General features: G+C 57.7%; 17 protein-coding genes. 10 read left to right on the top strand and 7 right to left on the bottom strand.

Annotation, left to right across the window (positions count from 1 at the left end):
- Positions 1-6: 6 nt before the first annotated feature.
- From VO84_RS20465 to VO84_RS20435, 7 genes are all read right to left on the bottom strand, one after another.
- Positions 7-873 carry an inositol monophosphatase family protein gene (locus tag VO84_RS20465; RefSeq protein WP_058189633.1) on the bottom strand — a complete coding sequence of 289 codons (867 nt, stop codon included), beginning with the start codon at positions 871-873 and terminating at the stop codon, positions 7-9.
- Between the two features lie 39 nt (positions 874-912).
- On the bottom strand, positions 913-1,197 hold the full coding sequence (locus VO84_RS20460) for an RNA chaperone Hfq (protein WP_058189632.1): 285 nt from the start codon (positions 1,195-1,197) through the stop codon (positions 913-915).
- Positions 1,198-1,255: 58 nt separating this feature from the next.
- Positions 1,256-2,188 (bottom strand): VWA domain-containing protein, encoded by a 933-nt coding sequence (locus VO84_RS20455; protein WP_197414140.1) that lies wholly within the window; start codon positions 2,186-2,188, stop codon positions 1,256-1,258.
- Positions 2,181-2,951 carry a molybdenum cofactor biosynthesis protein gene (locus VO84_RS20450; RefSeq protein WP_058189630.1) on the bottom strand — a complete coding sequence of 257 codons (771 nt, stop codon included), beginning with the start codon at positions 2,949-2,951 and terminating at the stop codon, positions 2,181-2,183. The genes VO84_RS20455 and VO84_RS20450 overlap by 8 nt, the downstream gene beginning before the upstream one ends.
- Before the next feature lie 104 nt (positions 2,952-3,055).
- Positions 3,056-5,473, bottom strand: coding sequence for an endopeptidase La (gene lon, locus VO84_RS20445; RefSeq protein ID WP_058189629.1), 2,418 nt, complete (start codon positions 5,471-5,473; stop codon positions 3,056-3,058).
- A 570-nt stretch (positions 5,474-6,043) separates the two neighbouring features.
- Positions 6,044-6,346, bottom strand: coding sequence for an anti-sigma factor (locus VO84_RS20440; protein ID WP_058189628.1), 303 nt, complete (start codon positions 6,344-6,346; stop codon positions 6,044-6,046).
- The gene (locus VO84_RS20435) at positions 6,343-7,017 is read right to left on the bottom strand and encodes an RNA polymerase sigma factor (RefSeq protein WP_082662233.1); all 675 of its coding nucleotides are present in this window, start codon (positions 7,015-7,017) and stop codon (positions 6,343-6,345) included. Before VO84_RS20435 ends, VO84_RS20440 begins: the two co-directional genes overlap by 4 nt.
- Before the next feature lie 269 nt (positions 7,018-7,286).
- Here VO84_RS20435 and VO84_RS20430 point away from each other — a divergent pair, with 269 nt between their 5' ends.
- The 10 genes from VO84_RS20430 (at position 7,287) to VO84_RS20385 (ending at position 19,887) form a co-directional block, all read left to right on the top strand.
- The gene (locus VO84_RS20430) at positions 7,287-10,421 is read left to right on the top strand and encodes an outer membrane protein assembly factor (RefSeq protein ID WP_058189627.1); all 3,135 of its coding nucleotides are present in this window, start codon (positions 7,287-7,289) and stop codon (positions 10,419-10,421) included.
- Positions 10,422-10,434: 13 nt separating this feature from the next.
- Positions 10,435-11,196: a hypothetical protein gene (locus VO84_RS20425; protein WP_058189626.1), complete on the top strand. Its 762-nt coding sequence runs from the start codon at positions 10,435-10,437 to the stop codon at positions 11,194-11,196.
- A complete protein-coding gene (locus VO84_RS20420) occupies positions 11,193-15,563 on the top strand; it encodes a translocation/assembly module TamB (RefSeq protein ID WP_058189625.1) in 4,371 nt (1,456 codons plus the stop codon). Before VO84_RS20425 ends, VO84_RS20420 begins: the two co-directional genes overlap by 4 nt.
- A gap of 60 nt (positions 15,564-15,623) precedes the next feature.
- Positions 15,624-15,974, top strand: a complete 351-nt coding sequence (locus VO84_RS20415) for an STAS domain-containing protein (protein ID WP_058189624.1) — start codon at positions 15,624-15,626, stop codon at positions 15,972-15,974.
- Between the two features lie 401 nt (positions 15,975-16,375).
- The gene (locus VO84_RS20410) at positions 16,376-16,636 is read left to right on the top strand and encodes a type II toxin-antitoxin system VapB family antitoxin (protein ID WP_231738119.1); all 261 of its coding nucleotides are present in this window, start codon (positions 16,376-16,378) and stop codon (positions 16,634-16,636) included.
- Entirely contained in the window at positions 16,633-17,046 is a 414-nt protein-coding gene (locus VO84_RS20405) for a type II toxin-antitoxin system VapC family toxin (RefSeq protein WP_058189623.1), read from the top strand. Before VO84_RS20410 ends, VO84_RS20405 begins: the two co-directional genes overlap by 4 nt.
- 47 nt (positions 17,047-17,093) lie before the next feature.
- A complete protein-coding gene (locus VO84_RS20400; RefSeq protein WP_058189622.1) occupies positions 17,094-17,822 on the top strand; it encodes a M24 family metallopeptidase in 729 nt (242 codons plus the stop codon).
- 166 nt (positions 17,823-17,988) lie between these two features.
- Entirely contained in the window at positions 17,989-18,315 is a 327-nt protein-coding gene (locus VO84_RS20395) for a GIY-YIG nuclease family protein (RefSeq protein WP_058189621.1), read from the top strand.
- Between the two features lie 167 nt (positions 18,316-18,482).
- Positions 18,483-18,926, top strand: a complete 444-nt coding sequence (locus VO84_RS20390) for a hypothetical protein (RefSeq protein WP_058189620.1) — start codon at positions 18,483-18,485, stop codon at positions 18,924-18,926.
- 94 nt (positions 18,927-19,020) lie between these two features.
- A complete protein-coding gene (locus tag VO84_RS20385; protein ID WP_058189619.1) occupies positions 19,021-19,887 on the top strand; it encodes a UbiA-like polyprenyltransferase in 867 nt (288 codons plus the stop codon).
- Position 19,888: the final 1 nt, after the last annotated feature.

Below are 19,888 nucleotides of genomic sequence, written 5' to 3'. Positions count from 1 at the left end.
CAGTCCCTATTTTTTGCTTCTCACATAATTAACTGGGCTGACAATCGTCCCAAAATCCCGCCCCGCAAACATATCCTCAAACAGCCCCACCAACTCCGCCTGAATCTTCCCATTCGTTGCCAGCACTTCCTTGCTGTCGAGCTTCACTTTATTCCCAGAAAAATCCGTGACTGACCCGCCGGCCTCTTCCACCAGCAGAATCCCCGCAGCCACATCCCACGGATTCAGATTGAACTCCCAGAACGCCTCATACCGCCCCGCTGCCACATATGCCAGATCCAACGCCGCCGAACCCAAGCGTCGAACGCCATGCGATCGCAAAGTGAACTCATGGTAGAAGTGAATATTCGGGCTCTTATGCCGCTTCTGGCTCGGGAACCCGGTCGCGATCAGCGATTCTTCCAGTGTCTTCGTCTCCGACGCATGAATCTGCTTGCCATTCAGCCACGCACCCTTGCCCAGTTCAGTCACATACATCTCATCGCGCATCGGGTCGTAGATCACCCCAGCCACCAGCGCGCCATCCTCGCCCTCGGCTAATCCGGCTGGCCTGTGCTCCAGCCCTAATGAGATACAAAAATGCGGTACGGAATGCGCAAAATTCGTCGTCCCATCCAGCGGGTCCACGTACCAGCGATACTCGCCGTCCAGCCGCTCGCGCGTTCCCTCTTCGCCGTAGATGCCATGCTCAGGAAAAGCCGCACTCAGCCGCTCCAGCACAAGCTTCTCCACCGTGCGGTCCGCCACCGTCACCAGGTCAGCCGCGCCCTTGTACTCGGTGGTCACGCCTGTCGCGTAAAACTCGCGCAGCCGCGCACCCGCCTCGCGCGCAATTACTTCAGCTTTAGGAATAAAGACGAAATCAGAGCTCATGATCCTATTGTAGAGATCAATCCCGCACGCTGTTATCCGTTATGAAATACGAACGCCGTCGCCATGCGCACGGTGCCGTCCCGCCTCGCTGATCGAACGGATTTGATTCTTATAAATAAATAGATTCGGCTTGCCTTCGCGGGTCAGCCGCAACATTCCGTCGTCAAAGTACTCTATCCAGCCTTTTACTATGTCGCCATCTCTAAGCTTCACGGCGACAGGCACCTTGCGCTCACTCAGCGAACGCAGGTACAGCGCCTCCTGCCCGGTCTCACCCGGTGGAGGGTTCTTCGAACGTCTACGAGATATAGGTGAAGGGGTCATATAACCAGCTTAGATGCAAAAAACAGGGATAAGGAAACAGGGATAAGAGACAAGAAAATTACTCCCTCTTCCTCACCTGCGAATCCGCATAATATCCCGTCCTGTACCGGATATTGAACTGATCCTGACCCGACGCATCCTGACCTGCCCGCGGCACCGTCACCGCAATCCGGTGAAACGTCCTTCCCGGCTCCTGATTCTTCGGGTAATACCCGATCACATACTGCGTCCTCAGGTCGTCGCTCACCTGCTGGAACGCTTTGTCCAGTCCACCCGAGTTCGCATAAAAGCTCTTGCCGCCCGTCTGCTCCGCCAGCGTAATCAGCGCATGCTCGCCGCCCAGGTCGCGTCCCGCGCTCGCCTCAATCGGCACGTCAATGATGGAATAAATCATCACCTCGGCCCGCAGCGCCTGCTCCAGCGCCTGGTCATACGTCGTGCTCTTCGCCGTGTCGCCGCCATCGCTCACCAGCACCAGCACCTTGCGCCCATCCTTGCGCGCCAGCCCCTGCGAACCCAGATAAATCGCGTCATAGAGCGCCGTTGCATCGCTCCCGCGCAGACTCCCCAGCGCACGATCCAGTTCCTGCATCTTGTTCGTGAAGCTCGTAAGCAGCCTTACATCCGTTCCAAACTCCATCAGGCTCATCTGGTCCTGCTGCCTCAGCAGCGCATGAATAAACCGCTTTGAAGCCTCCTGCTCCAACGCTCTGTCCTTAAAGGTGCTGCCGCTCGTATCAATCGCCAGCGTCATCGCCAGGGGCTGCTGGCTTTGGCGCTCAAAAACCCCAATCTCCTGCGGCCTGCCATCTTCAGAAACCTTGAAGTCAGCCTTCGTAAGCCCACCCACAATCGCGCCGGTCTTATCCGTCACATTCGTGTACACCGTCACCAGCTTTGTATCAATCCGCAGCTCCGGCTGCTGATTCTGCGCCATCCCCGGCACAGCTGCCACGCACATCATCCCCGCTAACAGAAAAAACTTACGCAATCCCCACTCCCTCTGGAAATGGCTCACCATCGGCCCACACCGTACCGTCCTCAAAGATCTCCTTCTTCCACACCGGCACCGTCGTCTTCAGCGTGTCAATCAGCCATCGCGAAGCCTCATACGCCTGCGCCCGGTGCGCGCTCGACACAACAATCAGCACACTCGTCTCGCCAATTTCCAACCTTCCCAGCCTGTGCACCATTCCCACAAACCGCACGCCGAACCGCTCCCGCGCCTCGTGCCCCAGACCATCCAGCTTCGCCAGCGCCATCTCTTCGTAGGCCTCGTATTCGAGATACAGCGTCCGCCGCCCGCGAGAGTTGTTCCGCACAATCCCGTCAAAGACCACCACCGCGCCGTCTTCCGCGTCCTTTGCCTGACGAATCAGCCCCTCCGCAGCAATCGGCTCTCTCTGCAATCCCACAGAGACCACCGGCGCGCGCCCTCTCACAGCGGACCAGGCCAGCGCCACAACGCCATTCTCGTCGAGTTCCGCCGCCGTAGGACCTGCGGCCGGTTCCTCAGGGCCGCGTCCCCCACTCACCGGCGGCAACAACCCCACCTCATCGCCTTCGCGTAACACATCGCTCGCCCGCGCATACTCCGCGTTCACGCTTACCGCAATTCCGCGCATGCTCTCCGTGCTGTTCTCCATTTGGGCGAGCAAGTCTGCCACCGTCGCACCCTCCGGCAACTCCACCGAAGTCGCGCCCTCGCCCAGCCGCACCTTCAACACCCCAAACGCCTGTACCTTGATTTGCATTGTTTTCAGAATACTTCTACACGTCTTGGACGCAGCTCACAAGCAAAAGAAAAGGCCGGCATCTCTGCCGGCCCATCTGTTCACTGTCACCTGTGTACTGCTTCTTATGCGGCGACGGACGTCTCCGCCACCGGAAGCACGGCCACCGGCTGCGGTTTGAACTGCGGCAACGCCACAGCCAGCACGTCTTCAATGTGCTTGGCGTAGTGAATTTCCACGCCGGCAATCTGCTCCTGCGTCAGATCCTCTTCCACGTCCTGACGGTTCTCTGCCGGCAGAATCACGGTCTTCACTCCAGCTCTCCGCGCTGCCAGGAACTTTTCCTTGATTCCGCCCACCGGAAGCACATTTCCGCTCAGGGTAATCTCGCCCGTCATCGCGGTCAGCGGCAGCACCTTCGTCCCGGTCAGCAGGCTCACCAGCACCGTCGCCATGGTCACGCCAGCGCTCGGCCCGTCCTTTGGAATCGCGCCCGCCGGTACGTGAATATGCAGATCGACCTCCCTAGTGAAATCCTCCTCCAGGCCCAGCCGTTCGGCATTCGATCGCACCCACGTCAGCGCGGCCTGCATTGACTCCTGCATCACTTCGCCAATCTGGCCCGTGATGGCAAAGCCGCCCTTGCCCTTCATCTTGTTCGCCTCAATGAAGAGAATGTCGCCGCCTGCCGGAGTCCACGCCAAACCAACTGCCACGCCGGGCCGGTTCACGCGATCCGCAATTTCGGTATCCACGCGCACCATGATATTGCCCAGAAAATCTTTCAGGATCTCCTTCGTGACGATCAGCTTTTCCGTCTGGCCCTCTACCACGCGCCGGGCTTCCTTACGGCAAACCGTCCCAATCACCTGCTCCAGCTTTCTTACACCCGCCTCGCGCGTGTAATGCCGGATCAGATGCCGCGTTGCCGCTTCAGGAAACTCAATCTGCTCCTCGGTGATGCCGTTGGCCTTGATCTGCCGCGGAATCAGATAGCGGTTAGCGATATGCAGCTTTTCCTCTTCGCTATAACCCTGCAGCGGAATAATCTCCATGCGGTCCAGCAACGGCGCCGGAACCGTGTCCAGCATGTTCGCCGTGCAGATGAACAGTACCTTCGAGAGATCGAACGGCACATCCAGGTAGTTATCCCGGAAGGTGTTGTTCTGCTCCGGGTCCAGCGTCTCAAGCAGCGCAGACGCCGGATCGCCGCGGAAATCCCGCCCAAGCTTGTCGATCTCGTCCAGCATGATCACCGGATCGTTGGTCTCCGCCCTGCGGATGCTCTGGATAATCTGGCCAGGCAGTGCGCCAATGTACGTGCGCCTGTGTCCGCGAATCTCCGCCTCATCATGCATGCCGCCCAGCGCTACCCTCTGGAACTTGCGTCCCAGTGCACGCGCGATCGACCGGCCCAGCGAAGTCTTGCCAACGCCCGGAGGCCCTACGAAGCACAGAATCGGTCCCTTCATGTCGGGCTTCAGCTCCAGCACCGACAGGTAATCCAGAATTCTGTCCTTTACCTTCTTCAGCTCGTAGTGATCCTCGTCCAAGGTCTCTTTCGCCTTGGCAATGTCAATCTTCACACCGGAGCTCTTCGCCCACGGCAACAGCGCCAGCCACTCAATGTAGTTCCGTGTCAGTGAGTAATCCGCCGCCATTGGAGACATCCGGCCCAGACGCGCCAGCTCCTTCAGAGCCTCTTTCTTTACGTCCTCCGGCATGTTGGCGTCGTCAATCTTCTTGCGCAGCTCGTCAATCTCGCGCTGGCCCTCGTCCTGCTCGCCAAGCTCCTTCTGGATCGCCTTCATCTGCTCGCGCAGGTAGTAGTCGCGCTGTGATTGCTGGACCTGGTCCTGCACTTCGTTCTGAATCTTGTTGCGAAGCTGCTGAACCTCGATTTCCTTAGCCAGGTGCGTATTAACCAGCTCCAGCCGCGCCGACACTCCCGGCGTCTCCAGTAGCTTCTGCTTGTCGTCCGTGGTCAAAAATGGCAGCGAAGAGGCCACAAAGTCCACCAGACGCCCTGCATCCTCAATATTGGCGGCAATCGTCCGCAACTCGTCGCTCAATGTCGCGGATTCGGTGACGATCTGCTGGAACTGGCTCACCACCACACGGGCCTGTGCCTCCAGACTCTCGCCGGTTTCCGTTCCCTCAGCCTCCAGCGGCTCCACCTCGGCGATCATGAACGGCTCGGTCTGCACGTACCGAACCACCCGAACCCGGTCCACGCCCTCGGTAAACACAAAGCGGCTCTGGTTCGGCATTTTCACAATCTTGTGCACCGTCGCCAGCGTGCCCACCGTGTGCATATCCGCCGTGGCTGGCGCATCCTGCCGCGGGTCCACCTGGGCCACGACGGCAATGGTGCGGTCCTCGGCCAGGGACTCAATCAGCTGGATTGAACTTTCGCGGCCCACCGTCAGAGGCAGCACGGCATGGGGAAACAGAACGGTATCGCGCACCGGCAGAACGGCTATACGCCTGAGGCCGCTTTCGGAGACAACGGGGGTACTGGAAACAACAGGCTCATTCGACATTGAGTGTCCTCGTATCAACTTACCCTACATTAGACAGCGCAGCTTGGCAAAAGTTGCAAATTCCCACCGACGCTTCTTGCCACCCGGCAGAACTTCCCGATATGGCTTCTGTTCAGTCAGTTACGTCCATGCCATCCTGCCCGTTCCGTTAAGTTTCCGCTGGCTGGCCCGGGAAACAGGTTCAAGGCGCGCAAGATACCGGCTTGGATGCGGCAGGCTGCTTCAACGACTTATCGACAATGGCCCTTTATTCGTGAGAGAAACCAGTCGAAGCCGGAACCGGCCGGACCGGAACAGGCCGTTCTCTCCCAATGTGCAGAGTTGTAAAGACCTTCCGGCCAAGTTTTAGAAATATTTACTAAATAACTGATTATAAAAATCTTATACTAGATTTATTCCGCAATATTCTCATAAATCCGCCATTTTTATAATTATTAGCAGAGAAGGAAATGGCCCGAATCCCCTCAGGATTCGGGCCACTTGCGTTGCAGCCGCTTTTACATGGAAGAAAATCCGCCAACGCTAAGACGGCCTTCAAAATCGGCCGTGCAGACGATAACTCCCGCGAATCTACTTCAGCTTGGCAGGATCTGCGGTCTCAATTTGCGGTTCTTCTTCACGGACTCCTGGACCTTCGGCCTGGATCTTCGACTGGATCTGCTCCCAAACCGTGTCTGGCGGATCTTCCGCAGGCGCCAGAAGCTGCCGAGCCGCATCGGCAATCGCTTCCAGGTCGGCAAGCAGGCTGCGGCAAAGCTCGCACTCCAGTATGTGCGGGTGTTGGAAGATATCCTCGCCGGTGGCGATTAAATCGGGCAAATGGGACTGAAACTCTTCACAGGTCATTTTCTCGGGCACTTTGAACTCACTCATCGCCGTCCCTCCATGCGGGGGTAGGCGCGCATCGCATCACGCAGCTTCAGCCGCGCTTTGTGTAGTTGTGATTTGCTGTTGCCAATCGAGCAATCGAGCATCGCTGCAATTTCGTTATGCTCGTAGCCCTCGATATCATGCAGCACAAAGATTAAACGATAACCCGCCGGCAGGTCCGCAATCGCGCGTTCCAGCGCCATTCGGTCAATCGATCCCGCCAGCGCCAGATCGGGCGCGCCAAAGCTCCGGCCCGGACCCTCGTCCGGAGACGGTTCCATTGCCTCGTCCAGTGAGATGACCTGCAGCCCTTTGCGGCGCAGGTGCATCAACACCACATTGATGGCCAATCTGTGCAACCAGGTGGAAAAGGCCGAGTCTCCGCGAAAGGTGGCAATCTTACGATGCAGTTGAAGAAAAGCCTCCTGCGTCAGGTCTTCCGCCTCGGCGGCATTGTTCACCATGCGCAGGCACAGCGAATAAATGCGCCGCTTGTGCAGCGCATAAATCTGGGCAAAGGCATGCGGATCCCCGGCCTGGGCCTTCGTCAGGGCCTCTGCCTCCGCGCTCAATTGTTCGGGCGTGCGTGTAGTCGCCTTGCGGACTGTGCTGCCCTCTACGGACTGGGCCGGCGCGTCTGCACGTTGCTGTATAGGAATATAGATTTGCTTCATTCGTATCCTTCTGAACGAATTTACAGGAAGGCTGTGCGGAACATATGTTCCTCGTTAGTATAGGTGGCAGTGGCCTGAGATGGCACACAGCCAGACGAGCCGTGGCTAAATCTGCGCGCCGCCGGGTTAAGTGAAACAAATCTTTAATCATTGCTTTGTGATAACGGGTGAGGTGGGAAGTTTTGAGGCCGAGTCTTCGAGTGCCAATAGGTAAGAAGAGCGGTTTCGGTATTTTGGTTGTGTGCCTTTTTGCGTTTGGGCATCTTATTATGCACGCCGGCGCCCAGGCTTCCACGGGCACGCCGGTTCAGCCCGTCAGCCCCTCCTTACCCCCATCCCAACCCTTTAACACTGCTGCCTGGCAGAAATTCGCCGGCTTGCCCTTGCGTCGCATTGCCATAGAGGGAGTAACCGAAGAACGGCTCTCTTCACTGCACCTGCAATTGGCGCAGACCGTCGGTGAGCCGCTCTCACCAGACAAGGTGTCGGCCAGCCTCCGCCTGCTTTATGCCACAGGCCTCTTCGACTCGATTGAAGCCGCCGCAGAACGCGAGGGCGGCGGCGTAGTTCTCATCTTCCGCGGCGCGGCGCGCGCCTTCATCGGTCGCATCACCGTCGAAGGCGCCAAAGGCGCTACCATCAACACGCAGCTCGAACGCACCGGCCGCCTCAATCCAGGCACGCGCTACTCCGAAGCCCGAATGCAGCAAGCTATCGACCAGATGCGTGAACTGCTGGTCTCCAACGGCTTCTATGAATCCTCCATCAAGTACACCCTCACGCCCAACACTGCCGAGCAACTTGTCGATATTTTCGTAAAAGTCACTCCGGGCCCCCAGGCACGCGTGGGCACAATCACCGTTACCGGCGATACCGGCATATCGCTCGATGAATTCCGCAAGTATTCACGCCTCGTTCCCGGCCGCGCCATCGATCACGATACTGTCAACCGCGCGCTCGAAGGCGTCCTCAAGCATTATCAGAAGGAGCGCAGGCTCGAAGCTGACGTCAAGCTCCAATCGCACGAGTATGTAGCTCATCGCGTCAATTACAGCTTCAGTGCGACCCGCGGGCCTATCGTGAATGTGCACGTCGAAGGCGTCAAGCTCAATGATTCCCACATCAAGCGTCTTGTGCCCATCTATGAGGAGGGCTCGGTGGACGAGGATTTGCTGAACGAGGGCGGACGGCGCATCCGGAACTACTATCAGAGCCAGGGCTATTTTGACGTAAAGGTCGACCACACCCAACAGGAGCCCGCACAAGATCTGGTGCTCATCGACTACAACGTGCAGCTGGGCGCGCGCCGCAAAGTAGAGAGCGTAAAGGTCGATGGCAATCATTACTTTGATGCCGCCACGCTCAAAGAACTGCTGAACGTGCACGCTGCCAATGCCCTTGACCGTCAGGGAGCCTACAGCCAGTCGCTGGTCACAGCCGATATCGCGGCATTGAGTGATACGTATAAGAACAACGGATTCTCCAAAGTATCCATCACACCGGAAACCGGCCCGCAGGCAAGCACCGGTGCAAAGGACCCTGTAGTGCAGACAGGCCGGCCCGCAGGCAAGATCTTCGCGCCACTCACGGTTACTTATCACATTACGGAAGGCGCGCAGCAGCGCGTCGGCACGGTTACGCTCACCGGCAATGACCACGTGAGCTCACAGACGCTGACTCCACTGATGAATACCGTTCAGGGGCAGCTTCTCTCACCGCGCAACCTCGCCGGTGACCGCGACGTAATGTTGAATCAGTACCTGTCACAGGGATTCAATGATGCGCATATCGATGTGGAGGAAGTTTCTGATACCCCGGATGCTGACAAGGTAGACGTGGTCTTTCACATCGTTGAAGGCTCACAGACCTTTGTTCGCAAGGTGCTGCTTACAGGCCTGCACTATACGCGTCCCAGTACCGTGGCCAAAGGTGTCACCATCAAGGCCGGTGATCCACTGAATCAGCAGGCATTGCAGGAAACGCAGAAAAATCTCTACAACTACGCTCTCTTCAATGAGGTCGACACGGCAATACAAAACCCCAACGGCGGTGAGACAGAAAAAACCGTGCTTCTGCAGACTGTTGAAGCACGACGCTGGACCCTGACCTATGGCGCGGGCTTCGAGGCCCAGACCGGCACGCCGCAGAATAACTGTGCTGGTTTGATTGCAGCAGGCGTGGAATGCAGCGCGAATGGACATACAGGTGTCAGCCTCCGCGGTTTGGCGTCCATTACGCGCAATAACTTGTTTGGCCGCGAGCAGTCAGCCTCCATCTCCGGCAACTACGGCACACTGGAACAGCGCGTCGATCTCATTTATCAGTATCCGCATCTACTCGGAGCAAAGAACTTCGGACTCACCTTTTCCGGAGGCTACGCTAACAGCCAGGCCGTCACCACGTATGTCGCCTCCAGACTGGATGCAGGTCTCCGCCTCACACAGAAATTCAATGGCCAGGGCCGCGGACTGTTCTCCCGCGCCAACATATTTGTCTACGAATTCGATTTCCGCCGCGTCAAAGTTGACGAAAACAGCATTCAGGTATACCCGGCAGCAGTTGCTGAGCTATCCTCGGCGGTGCGCGTTGGCGGTCCTGGTTTTACATGGATACGTGACACCCGCGACAACCCCACAGACGCCACGCGTGGCAGCTACACTAGCTTTCAGGAATTTATCTCCTCTGCACAATCCGGCGCGCAAGCCCAGTTCAACCGCATCGATCTGTCAAACTCCAGCTACTACACCTTCGACAAGGGTAAGATCGTCTTCGCGCGCAACACCCGCTACGGACAGGAGCGCGCCTTCGGCAATGCGAGCGGTGAACTGCTCCCGCTACCCGAGCGCCTCTACGCCGGTGGAGCAACCTCTCTTCGCGGATTCTCGAGTAACGCCGCAGGGCCGCGCGACCCTCAGACAGGCTTTCCCATCGGCGGCGCTGGAGCGCTCATCAATAGCCTTGAACTGCGCCTGCCGCCACCTACGCTCCCTTACTTTGGCAACACCCTCAGTTTCGTTCTCTTCCATGACATGGGTAACGTCTTCACAAATGCGGGCGACATATGGGCCAGCGCCATTCGCGTCCGCCAACCCGACCGCGATACCTGCAAAATCCTCACACAGCCCAATCCCGGGAATCCACCTCTGATGCCGCTGCCACCCGGCCCGTCTACCTCCACCGGCCTGCAAGGGGCATGCAGCTTTAACTACTTTTCCCATACGCTCGGCCTTGGCCTGCGCTACCATACGCCCGTCGGGCCCGTTCGCTTCGATTTCAGCTACAACCTCAATCCGCCCATTTATCCCGTGGATGTCAACTATTCGCAGACTAATCCCTACGAAAACCAGCACGTCGGCCAGGCCGGCCACTTCAACTTCTTCTTCAGCCTCGGCCAGACTTTTTAATACAGACACTCTAATGTGCGTAACAGCCACAATCCGGACCACTCGCAGCTCCAGCGTGCTATTCCTCACGCTGGCGAGCGCGCTTGCCGCATCCGGTCTCGTCGCACGCGCGCAGCAACCATCCTCGCCGCAGGTCCTCGATCGCGTGGAAGCCGTCGTCGGGAACCAGGCAATTCTCTCCAGCGACATCGAAAACGAACTGCGGCTTTCGGTTCTTGATCCCGAAAGGGGCCAGCGCGGGCCCTTGACTGCCCGCCGCGCTCTGCAGCTGATCGTCAGCCGCGCCCTCATTCAGCAGCAGGTCCAGCAAAGCTATATGCAGGTTGCCGAGCCCTCCGATGAAGATGTACAGGCGCGTCTCAAGGAGCTACGCGAGCAGCTCCCTTTATGTGTAAAGGAAAAGTGTGCCTCTGATGCCGGCTGGACAGCATTTCTCAAGGAATACAATCTCTCCCAGCCCGAAATTGTGAACTATCTACGCCTGCGGATCGAAATTCTCAATTTCATTGAGTACCGGTTCCGCCAGGGAGTCCAGATTCAACAGGATCAGATTGAAAAGTACTACCGCGAAACACTGCTGCCACAATACCCGAAGAACGAGAAAGCTCCAGCGCTCGAAACTGTGGCTCCCCGCATTGAAGAAATCCTTCTGCAGCAGCAGGTGAATGTGCTCTTCAGCACATGGCTCCGCAACCTGCGAAAGCAGGGTGACGTGGAGATTCTTGATCCAGCGCTTGTACCCGCAGCAACGGACAACGAGGGAGATGCCCAATGACCGAGCAAACTCCTCCGCCTGTCCCCTCACCACAGCCCGCGCCGCACCCAGCTCCGAAGGGAAAGCCGCGCAAGCGTCGTCGCATGCTCTGGGCGTTCGGCATAGTTGCGCTTCTTCTCTGTGCATGCGGAATCGGGCTTAACTGGTGGATACATTCAAGCCGCTTCGAACAGTTAGTGCGACAGCGCATCGAAACAACGCTCGCCACCGCCACCGGTGCGCGTGTCGAGATGGGTGCATTTCGCTGGAGCCTGAGTAATCTCGAAGCGGACGCCGACAACATCATCCTGCATGGCAACGAGCCGGCCAGCGAAGCTCCGTACGCGCGCATCGATCACCTGCACGTCGGCATCAGTATCCTCAACGTCTTCTCTCCACGCATCCTTCTTCGGGAAGCCATCGTCGAACGCCCCCAGGTGCATCTCATCGTCTATCCCGATCAGACGACCAATCAACCCCATCCGCGCCCTCAGCCCCGCTCCAGCCACTCCGGTCTCGACACTTTTTTCGATCTTCAGGCCAACCATGTCGCCGTCGAGCAGGGCATGATCCATCTCGACATCCGTGCCGATACCCTTGATGTTCAGGCCCGCTATCAGCCGCTGGATTTTGAAGCGGACGATGCCTCACTGGTCATGCAATACGTGCCCGCCAGGGATGGTTCGACGGAGAGTTACCACATCGACGCGGGTATCGCGAATTTGAGCCTGGCCCGCGGCAAACAACGCACGCCCGCGCAGGTGCAGGGTCTGCTGCAGGCCTCCATCGATCTCACGCGCAAAGCCGCATATCTCCGCTCCCTGCGCCTGACTGCCCACGCGCGCGGAGCGAAAGACCAGACACTCCAAGTCACTGGCTCCATTGAAAACTTTGCTCATCCCCACTGGCAGGCACAAATCGCTGGTGAGGTTGATCTGCGTCTTCTCGATCCGATACTCGGCTATCCCAACGCTCGCGAAGGCATCGCCCATCTCAATCTCTCAAGCTCCGGCACCGACAGCAAGTTCCGCATCGATGGTCCCGTGCATGTCGAGCATGCCACGTATATCGCTCCAAATATCAACGCGCGCGACATCGACCTCAACACCCACGTTCATGCGGACAACTCCGAGCTCCATTGCTCGCAAGTCGCAGTCCGTCCCCGCCAAGGCGGAGAGATTGATGGCGATGTCGATCTCCAGCACTGGTTACCGGTCACTCCAGTCGTGGCCATTGTTGAAGCCGAAAAGAAGCCGTCGAAGCGCTCCAGCGTCTTCTCGCCCTTCAGTAAAAAACAAGCCGTGCCAAGTCTCCCAAACCCCCAATCGCATGACACGCTGGTCAAGTTGCCCGTTCCGCTTCTCCCCGTCGATGGCAAAGTCACCGCCAACTTCAATTCCGTCACGCTCGATACAGTTCTCGATCTCGTAGGCAACGGTCCCTTTCAACGGCTCGGCCTCGGCGCAGTCTTCAATGGCCCTGCCGAAGCCGTCTGGTCAAACGGCGATGTCAACACGCTTAAGATCCATGCTGCGCTGACTGCGCACGTTCCCAGCCAGATACCCGCAGGCGAAGTACCCACGAACGGTGTCATTGATGCTGTCTTCACACAACGCACGGGTGGCGTCGACATCAACACGCTCACCTTGACCATGCCCTCTTCGCATCTCGAAGCACATGGCCACATCGGCGCATTTCCTCTATCGAGTCCTACCTCGGTCAAGGTCGATGTCCAATCACATAACATCTCCGACTTCGACGCCGTGCTGCGCGACCTTGGCCTCAATCGTGAAGGAAAGACCGGCTCCGCTGCTTTGCCCGTAGCGCTCCATGGTCAAGCCGAGTTCCACATGCTCTGGACTGGCTCGCTTATCTCGCCACGGCTCGCTGGAAACCTTAAAGCCACGCAGATAAGCATAGAGATTCCTGCCACTGGCAACGATCCGTCTGCTCAGCCGCGCTGGATCGCCTGGGATGAGATTGACGCCGACGGAAACTATGACGCCGAAAACATCCTCATAACTCACAGCCATCTCCGTCGCGGCTCTTCGCAGGTCTCAATTGAAGGAACCATCGCCGCGGCTGCTGCTCTGCCTCCAATTCTTCCGAGCCCGACGCGCGCGAACCATCAAAAGCATGGTCCCGTAGTTCGGGGCAAATACGGTGTCGACGAAGCGCCATCTTTCAGCAACAACTCCCTGCTCCACGCTAATGTTCACGCCACGCAGGTCTCTCTTGCCGATCTGCTTCCGCTCACCGGCCTCGACATTCCCGTTACCGGCACGCTTGACGCGCAGATTCAAGCCGACGGCACGCTCGGTTCGCCCGGCGGCTCAGGCTGGGCGCAGCTCACCAATGCCGTTGCCTACGGCGAACCAATCTCGCACGCGCGTGCCCAGGGTTCACTCGAAAATCACATCGTGCATCTCAGCTCGCTGACCGCCCAATCACCCGTTGGGGCTGTCAACGCCTCAGGAAGCTACGATCTCAACGCGAAGCGCTTTGACGTCGAGGCACACGGCAACAATCTTGATCTCGCGCATGTCCAGTATCTTCATTCGCTCAGCAGCGACATGCAGGGCAAGCTCACCTTCACAGCCACCGCATCCGGTACGCCTGACGATCCCCGCGTCGAGGGCCACGCCGAACTCGCCGGCATCATGTTCGAAGGCAAAACGCTCGGCTCCGCGCAGCTCACGGCACACACCGTTAATCGTGAAGTCGGATACGATCTCACCTCCCGCTCTGAGACCGTGGATCTGCAGCTTCACGGCCAGACTGAACTGCACGGTGACTTCGCCACGCAGGCGCAGGCGCAGTTCTCGCACTTCAACCTAGGCGCCGCCCTCAAGCTCGCGCGGGTCGAAGGCATCAGCGCCGAGTCCTCCATCGCCGGAACCGCCAACGTCTCCGGGCCGCTCCGCTATCCCAATCAAATGCACGGCGAGCTCCGGCTCGATCAGGCCGCATTCGCAGTCTCTGAGGTCCAGCTACACACTGAAGGCCCTCTGCATGCAACGCTTGAAAATAATCGCGTTCATCTCGACCAGGCGCATATTGTCGGCGATCAAACCGATCTGCGCGCCGAGGCAACGCTCGACCTTAAAAATGATCGCAAGCTCGACCTTACTGCCAACGGCTCCGTCAACCTCAAGCTTGCTGAAACTCTCGACAAAGACATCACTGCAAACGGCACCGTAACCTTTCAGGTGGAAGGTCATGGACCGCTTGCCAATCCGCAGCTTCGCGGCAGCATCAACTTCCAGGATGGTTCGCTTTCGCTGGAAGACATTCCCAACGGCCTCAGCCACATTCGCGGCTCGCTCGAATTCAATCAGAACCGTCTTGAGGTCCGTTCCCTCACTGCCATGACTGGCGGTGGCCAACTCAGCCTGGGAGGCTATCTTGCCTACCAGCACGGCATCTATGCCGACCTCAACGTCACCGGCAAAAACATCCGCATCCGTTACCCGGAAGGTGTCAGCTCGCTTGCAGACACCACGCTCCGCTTGCAGGGCACGCAGCGCAACCTCGCGCTCACCGGCAACGTCCTCATTACCCGCTTCACCATCAGCCAGGATCTCGACATCGCCACACTCGCTGCGCAGGCAAATGCCCCGCCCTCAATCGCTCCTCCCGATGCGCCGTCCAATCACATCCGCCTGGATGTGCGAATTCAGACCTCGCCACAGCTCAACTTCCAGAACGCCTACGCCAAGCTCGCCGGCGACGCGGATCTACGCCTCCTCGGCACACTTGCCTCACCTTCGCTGATCGGTAGAATCTCCGTCACGGAAGGCTCCGCCATGCTCGCTGGCACGCGTTACACCCTGCAGCGCGGCGAAATCACCTTCTCAAATCCCATCCGTATTCAGCCTGTGCTGGACCTCAACGCAACCGCGCGCGTGGAAGACTACGACATCACGCTCGGCCTGCACGGAACGCTCGATAAACTCAGCGTCAACTATCGTAGCGATCCCCCTTTGCCTGAGTCCGATGTCGTCGCGCTTCTTGCCGTAGGCCGCACCCAGAGCGAACAGGGCCTTTACACGGCGCAACAGCAGTCGGCCAACTCCTCGACAGACATCCTTCTCGGCGGCGCGCTCAACGCCACCATGAGCAGCCGCGTGCAAAAGCTCTTTGGCGCAGGCTCCGTGAAAGTCGACCCCAGCTACCTCGGCGCGCTCGGCAACTCCACCACGCGCATCACCGTTGAAGAGCAGCTGGGCCGCTACGTCACGCTCACCTACGCCACCAACGTCGATACCTCGGCGGAGCAGCTCATTCAGGCGGACATCTCCATCAACCGCCACGTCTCCGTCCTCGTGCAGCGCGACGAGTCCGGCGTCTTCTCCATGGTGCTCAAAAACACGCGCCGTTATCGCTGATCCTCACGATTTACACATCTGTAACCTTTTGCCGCCGCTTCGTTTCATACACTTACCACCATGCTCAGAGATAACCCTCTTGCCATCAGCCGCCGGGATGGCGCGGCTTCTGGAATTGCGATCTTCACGCTGAACGGCCCTGTGACCATGCCGAATCTCTTCACCCTGCAGGCTGAGCTTCGCAATGGCCAGCTTCCTTCGGTTGCTATTGTCGATTTCGGCGAGGTTCCTTACATGGATTCGGCAGGCATGGGCGCAATCGTCAACTACTTCGTGCATTGCCAGAATCGCGGTGTGAAATTCCTTGCTGTAGGAATCTGCAGCCGCGTGCATGAGCTCTTCAAAATGACAAAGGTAGACAGCATCATTCCCTGTTATCCCAGCGTGGAAGAAGCGGAAGCCCACGCGTAAAAACCATCTGTTCGATTGCGGACATTTCGCGAGTTATCCTGTGCAAGGCTAATTACGAAGTCATTTGGATTGTGTGGATTGCAAGGGTTTCCACACTCCTTATAGAAATCTTTATACGATCCTCATTTCGAAACTGTGCAATCGCGCAGGTCCGTTTTTCAAAGAAAATGGCCCGATCCATTCAGGGGATCGGGCCATTTTTGTTTCCACTGTTCTTAGTGTGGCAGATTCCGCGAATTAATGTGCAAATTGCACAAAGTTTTTTAGCTTTTAGAATCAGTAGCTTAGAAAGTATTTTTTACCGAAGGGCTTGACAAAAAAACAGAACAAGATCAATGGCCCCATTTGATGCCTTGAGATGACATCAAATGATGCTAGAATTCGATGGCAAGGAGAAGAGAATGTCGAACCGGTCTGCCATCGCTCCCCAAAATACGCCTGAACGCGATGTGGAAGTGAAGCGCATCCGCACAACGGTTACGCTCGATGAGGAACTCGTCCGGAAGGCGCAGGCTTTTACCGGCGTCCATGAAAAATCGGCGCTGATACGGGAAGCGCTCACGCAGCTCGTTCAGCGAGAAGCCGCACGCAGGCTGGCCGCGTTGGGCGGGACGATGCCCGGCCTGGAGCGAATTTCCCGTCGGAGACTCCCCAGAAAATGACTCTGGTGAAAATGCCCCCGGCAGAGGCACCCGTGCTGATCGACACGAATATCTGGATCGACCACTTTGTCAGAGCGAACAAGCAGGTGACGGCTCTTCTGGAAGCGGGCAGAGTGGTCATGCACCCATACATCGTCGCGGAGCTCGCTCTGGGTTCCCTGCGAGATCGCGTGATGACTCTTGCATCACTGGAATTCCTGCCCGAACTGCCGGTTGCGGAGCTGCACGAAGTCCGGCAACTGATCGAAGTGCAGAAGCTCTACACGCGAGGCATCGGCTTTGTCGACGCCCACCTTCTCGCATCACTCATCATCGTAGAAACACCAGCCGAATTGTGGACAGACGACGGCGGCCTTACGCAGGTGGCAGAAAGCCTTGGTCTGCTCGCGAAACCTCCGCTCGACCGGTAATTTTTCGGTCGCATGTGACTTATAGATATACAGAGAGGTAACGGCTCATGCCGGATCAGATCGATTCCCCACACGTTGAGCTTCTGGGCTCTACCGAAGAGCAGCGAATTGCCGAGCTTCGCTCAGCACAAGACAAAGCAGTCCAGCTCTTCCATCAAGTCGAAGCGCGCGGCCTCATTCGCGCCGGCATTACGGAAGGCCAGCTCAACCAGGAGATCTACGACCTGGCGAAAGAGCTCTTCGGCATCTCGACCTACTGGCACAAACGCATCGTCCGCGCCGGAGCCAACACCCTTCAGCCTTACGATGAGAACCCGCCCGACCAAACTCTTCGCGAAGATGAGATTCTCTTCCTCGATCTCGGCCCTGTCTTCGAAGAATATGAAGCAGACTTCGGGCGCACCTTCGTCATCGGCTCCGATCCCGCAAAGCTGAAGATGCGCGACGACGTGGCCCAAGCATTTGCCGATGGAAAGCGCTACTTCCACGAGCATCCGGAGATCACGTCAGATGAGTTTTTTGCCTATGCCGCATCTCTTGCCGAAAAGTACGGCTGGGAGTGGGGCGGACCCATCGCCGGACACCTCATCGGCCACTTTCCCCACGAGCGAATTCCTCAGGACAAGGTCACGCTCTACGTCCACCCCAAGAGCAACCTGCTCATGCGCTCCAAGAACGAAAAGGGCCAAAATCGCCACTGGATTTTAGAAATCCACTTCGTAGACCGCGAACGACAGATCGGCGGCTTTTTTGAAGAGCTGCTGACGGTGGATTGAGCGGTTCGCGCGAGACAGCAGGAAGGACCTCGCCATCTAACATTGTCATCCTGAGCGGAGCCGTTTTCTTCAGGCGAAGTGAAGGATCTGCGGTTGCTTTTGTTATTGCAGACCTATCCAAAAACCTGATTGCCGAAGTCAATCTTGCCGCCTACCATGAAGTGCAATGCTCGAACGTACATACTTCACTTACATTATGGCCAGCCGCAGCCATACGCTCTATATTGGCATGACCAATAATCTGCGCCATCGAGTCTTCCAGCACAAATGGCGCGAGCAGGATGGATTCACTGCACGCTACAACTGTGACCGCCTGGTCTGGTTCCAATCCTTCAGCGATGTATCGCTAGCTATCCAGCGCGAAAAAGAATTGAAAGGTTGGCGTCGAGAAAAGAAAATTGCCCTTATCGAGCAAACCAACCCCACTTGGCAGGACCTGAGCCGTGAGTGGTACGAAATAGAGCCTGTGGACCTCAAACGAGCTCTTGGCTAAATGGATGTCCGCGAAGAGCAACCACAGATCCTTCACTTCGCCTGAAGAAAACGGCTCCATTCAGGATGACAACAGGCAGTCGAGCCGAAGAATGAAAGGCAGTTGCATCAGGAGAAAACCTTCAATCCCATCCTGCTTCCTCTCTGCTTTAAACTAAGTAGCTGACCATGCAGAAACTCTGGAACAAGACGCGCAGTACGCTCGAAATGATCAAGTGGGGACGCTCGATCTTCGGACTCACTCTCATCTCCTGCGCTTCATTGCTGGTTTGCGCCCAAAGCAGCCAGAAGACTAAGACCGACGCAACGCACCCGCTCACAGTGCACGTCTCCGCATCTCGCATTCAATACAATTGCCCCATTGCGTCCGGCGGCTGCAGCTCTAGCGACCTCTACGCGGAAGTCACTGTGAATGGAAAGAAACTGGAACTGATGGGTCCGACGCAGATTGTGCGCAAAGTTCCGGCGAGTGTGCTGCTCCCAGGAGACTATCCGGCCAGGATAGTGAGTGACACCCACGCTGCCGGTGGATCGCTGGGCCGCCAGGAATACGAACTGGTTCTCGCAGACGGCACGCTCTGGCGCGCCCAGGTGACTGGCATCACAGAGTAGTCTCCTGCAGCCACCAAATTGCATTTAGTAGGGCCGTTGGAGAACAGGTTTCTTCGTCATCCACCCTGCTCTCACGTAAACTACGTAGTTGGCCATGCAGAAGCTCTGGGACAAAACGCGCACTACGCTCGAAATGATCAAGTGGGAGCACTCGATCTTTGCGCTTCCCTTTGCGCTGACAGCAACTCTGCTGGCTGCACGCGGGCTGCCGAGCTTGCGCACACTGCTTTTGATTCTGCTCGCCATGGTCTCAGCGCGATCCTGCGCGATGGCCTTTAATCGCTGGGCTGACGCAGACCTGGACGGAGCAAATCCGCGCACGAAGATGCGGGCCATTCCCGCCGGGCTGTTGTCACGGCAGTTTGTGCTGGGATTTACGCTGCTGGCCGCGCTGATCTTCATCCTGGCCGCCGCGGCGCTGAATCGGCTCACGCTGTACCTGGCTCCGGTGGCGCTGGCGGTGCTGCTGGGCTATAGCTACATGAAACGCGTGACACGCTGGTCGCACCTGGTGTTGGGCCTCGCGCTGGGCATTGCGCCCTCGGCGGCGTGGATTGCCGTGCGCGGATCGCTGGACCCGCGAATCATTGTGCTGACCGCAGCAGTGATGCTCTGGGTGGGCGGATTCGACGTACTCTATGCCTGCCAGGACTTCGAGCACGATCGGCAGGCGGGGCTGCACAGCATTCCGCAGGCGATGGGCGTGAATGCAGCCTTTTGGACGGCGCGGCTGATGCATGCCACGATGCTGGGCTTACTGGTATGGTTCGGGCGGCTCTTTCAGTTTCATACTGCGGGATGGATTGGCGTGGCTGCCGTGGGATTGCTGCTGGGCTATGAGCATGCCATCGTCTCACCACGCGATATGCGACGGTTGAATGCCGCTTTCTTTACAATGAATGGCGTTATCGCTATGGTTTTTCTGGCCTTTGTGGCCACCGATCTGCTGCTGTGGAGCTGAT

Origin of the sequence: Occallatibacter gabretensis, assembly GCF_001449115.1 — a bacterium.
Classification (GTDB): Bacteria; Acidobacteriota; Terriglobia; order Terriglobales; family Acidobacteriaceae; genus Telmatobacter; species Telmatobacter gabretensis.
This window is presented reverse-complemented; position numbering and strand designations above follow the sequence as displayed.

Bases quoted from the DNA above. Each gene is read 5' to 3' on its own strand.
- VO84_RS20465 (WP_058189633.1), bottom strand. From the start codon at position 873: ATGAGCTCTGATTTCGTCTTTATTCCTAAAGCTGAAGTAATTGCGCGC.
- VO84_RS20460 (WP_058189632.1), bottom strand. From the start codon at position 1,197: ATGACCCCTTCACCTATATCTCGTAGACGTTCGAAGAACCCTCCACCG.
- VO84_RS20450 (WP_058189630.1), bottom strand. From the start codon at position 2,951: ATGCAAATCAAGGTACAGGCGTTTGGGGTGTTGAAGGTGCGGCTGGGC.
- lon (WP_058189629.1), bottom strand. From the start codon at position 5,473: ATGTCGAATGAGCCTGTTGTTTCCAGTACCCCCGTTGTCTCCGAAAGC.
- VO84_RS20440 (WP_058189628.1), bottom strand. From the start codon at position 6,346: ATGAGTGAGTTCAAAGTGCCCGAGAAAATGACCTGTGAAGAGTTTCAG.
- VO84_RS20435 (WP_082662233.1), bottom strand. From the start codon at position 7,017: ATGAAGCAAATCTATATTCCTATACAGCAACGTGCAGACGCGCCGGCC.
- VO84_RS20430 (WP_058189627.1), top strand. From the start codon at position 7,287: ATGCACGCCGGCGCCCAGGCTTCCACGGGCACGCCGGTTCAGCCCGTC.
- VO84_RS20425 (WP_058189626.1), top strand. From the start codon at position 10,435: ATGTGCGTAACAGCCACAATCCGGACCACTCGCAGCTCCAGCGTGCTA.
- VO84_RS20420 (WP_058189625.1), top strand. From the start codon at position 11,193: ATGACCGAGCAAACTCCTCCGCCTGTCCCCTCACCACAGCCCGCGCCG.
- VO84_RS20415 (WP_058189624.1), top strand. From the start codon at position 15,624: ATGCTCAGAGATAACCCTCTTGCCATCAGCCGCCGGGATGGCGCGGCT.
- VO84_RS20410 (WP_231738119.1), top strand. From the start codon at position 16,376: ATGTCGAACCGGTCTGCCATCGCTCCCCAAAATACGCCTGAACGCGAT.
- VO84_RS20405 (WP_058189623.1), top strand. From the start codon at position 16,633: ATGACTCTGGTGAAAATGCCCCCGGCAGAGGCACCCGTGCTGATCGAC.
- VO84_RS20400 (WP_058189622.1), top strand. From the start codon at position 17,094: ATGCCGGATCAGATCGATTCCCCACACGTTGAGCTTCTGGGCTCTACC.
- VO84_RS20395 (WP_058189621.1), top strand. From the start codon at position 17,989: ATGCTCGAACGTACATACTTCACTTACATTATGGCCAGCCGCAGCCAT.
- VO84_RS20390 (WP_058189620.1), top strand. From the start codon at position 18,483: ATGCAGAAACTCTGGAACAAGACGCGCAGTACGCTCGAAATGATCAAG.
- VO84_RS20385 (WP_058189619.1), top strand. From the start codon at position 19,021: ATGCAGAAGCTCTGGGACAAAACGCGCACTACGCTCGAAATGATCAAG.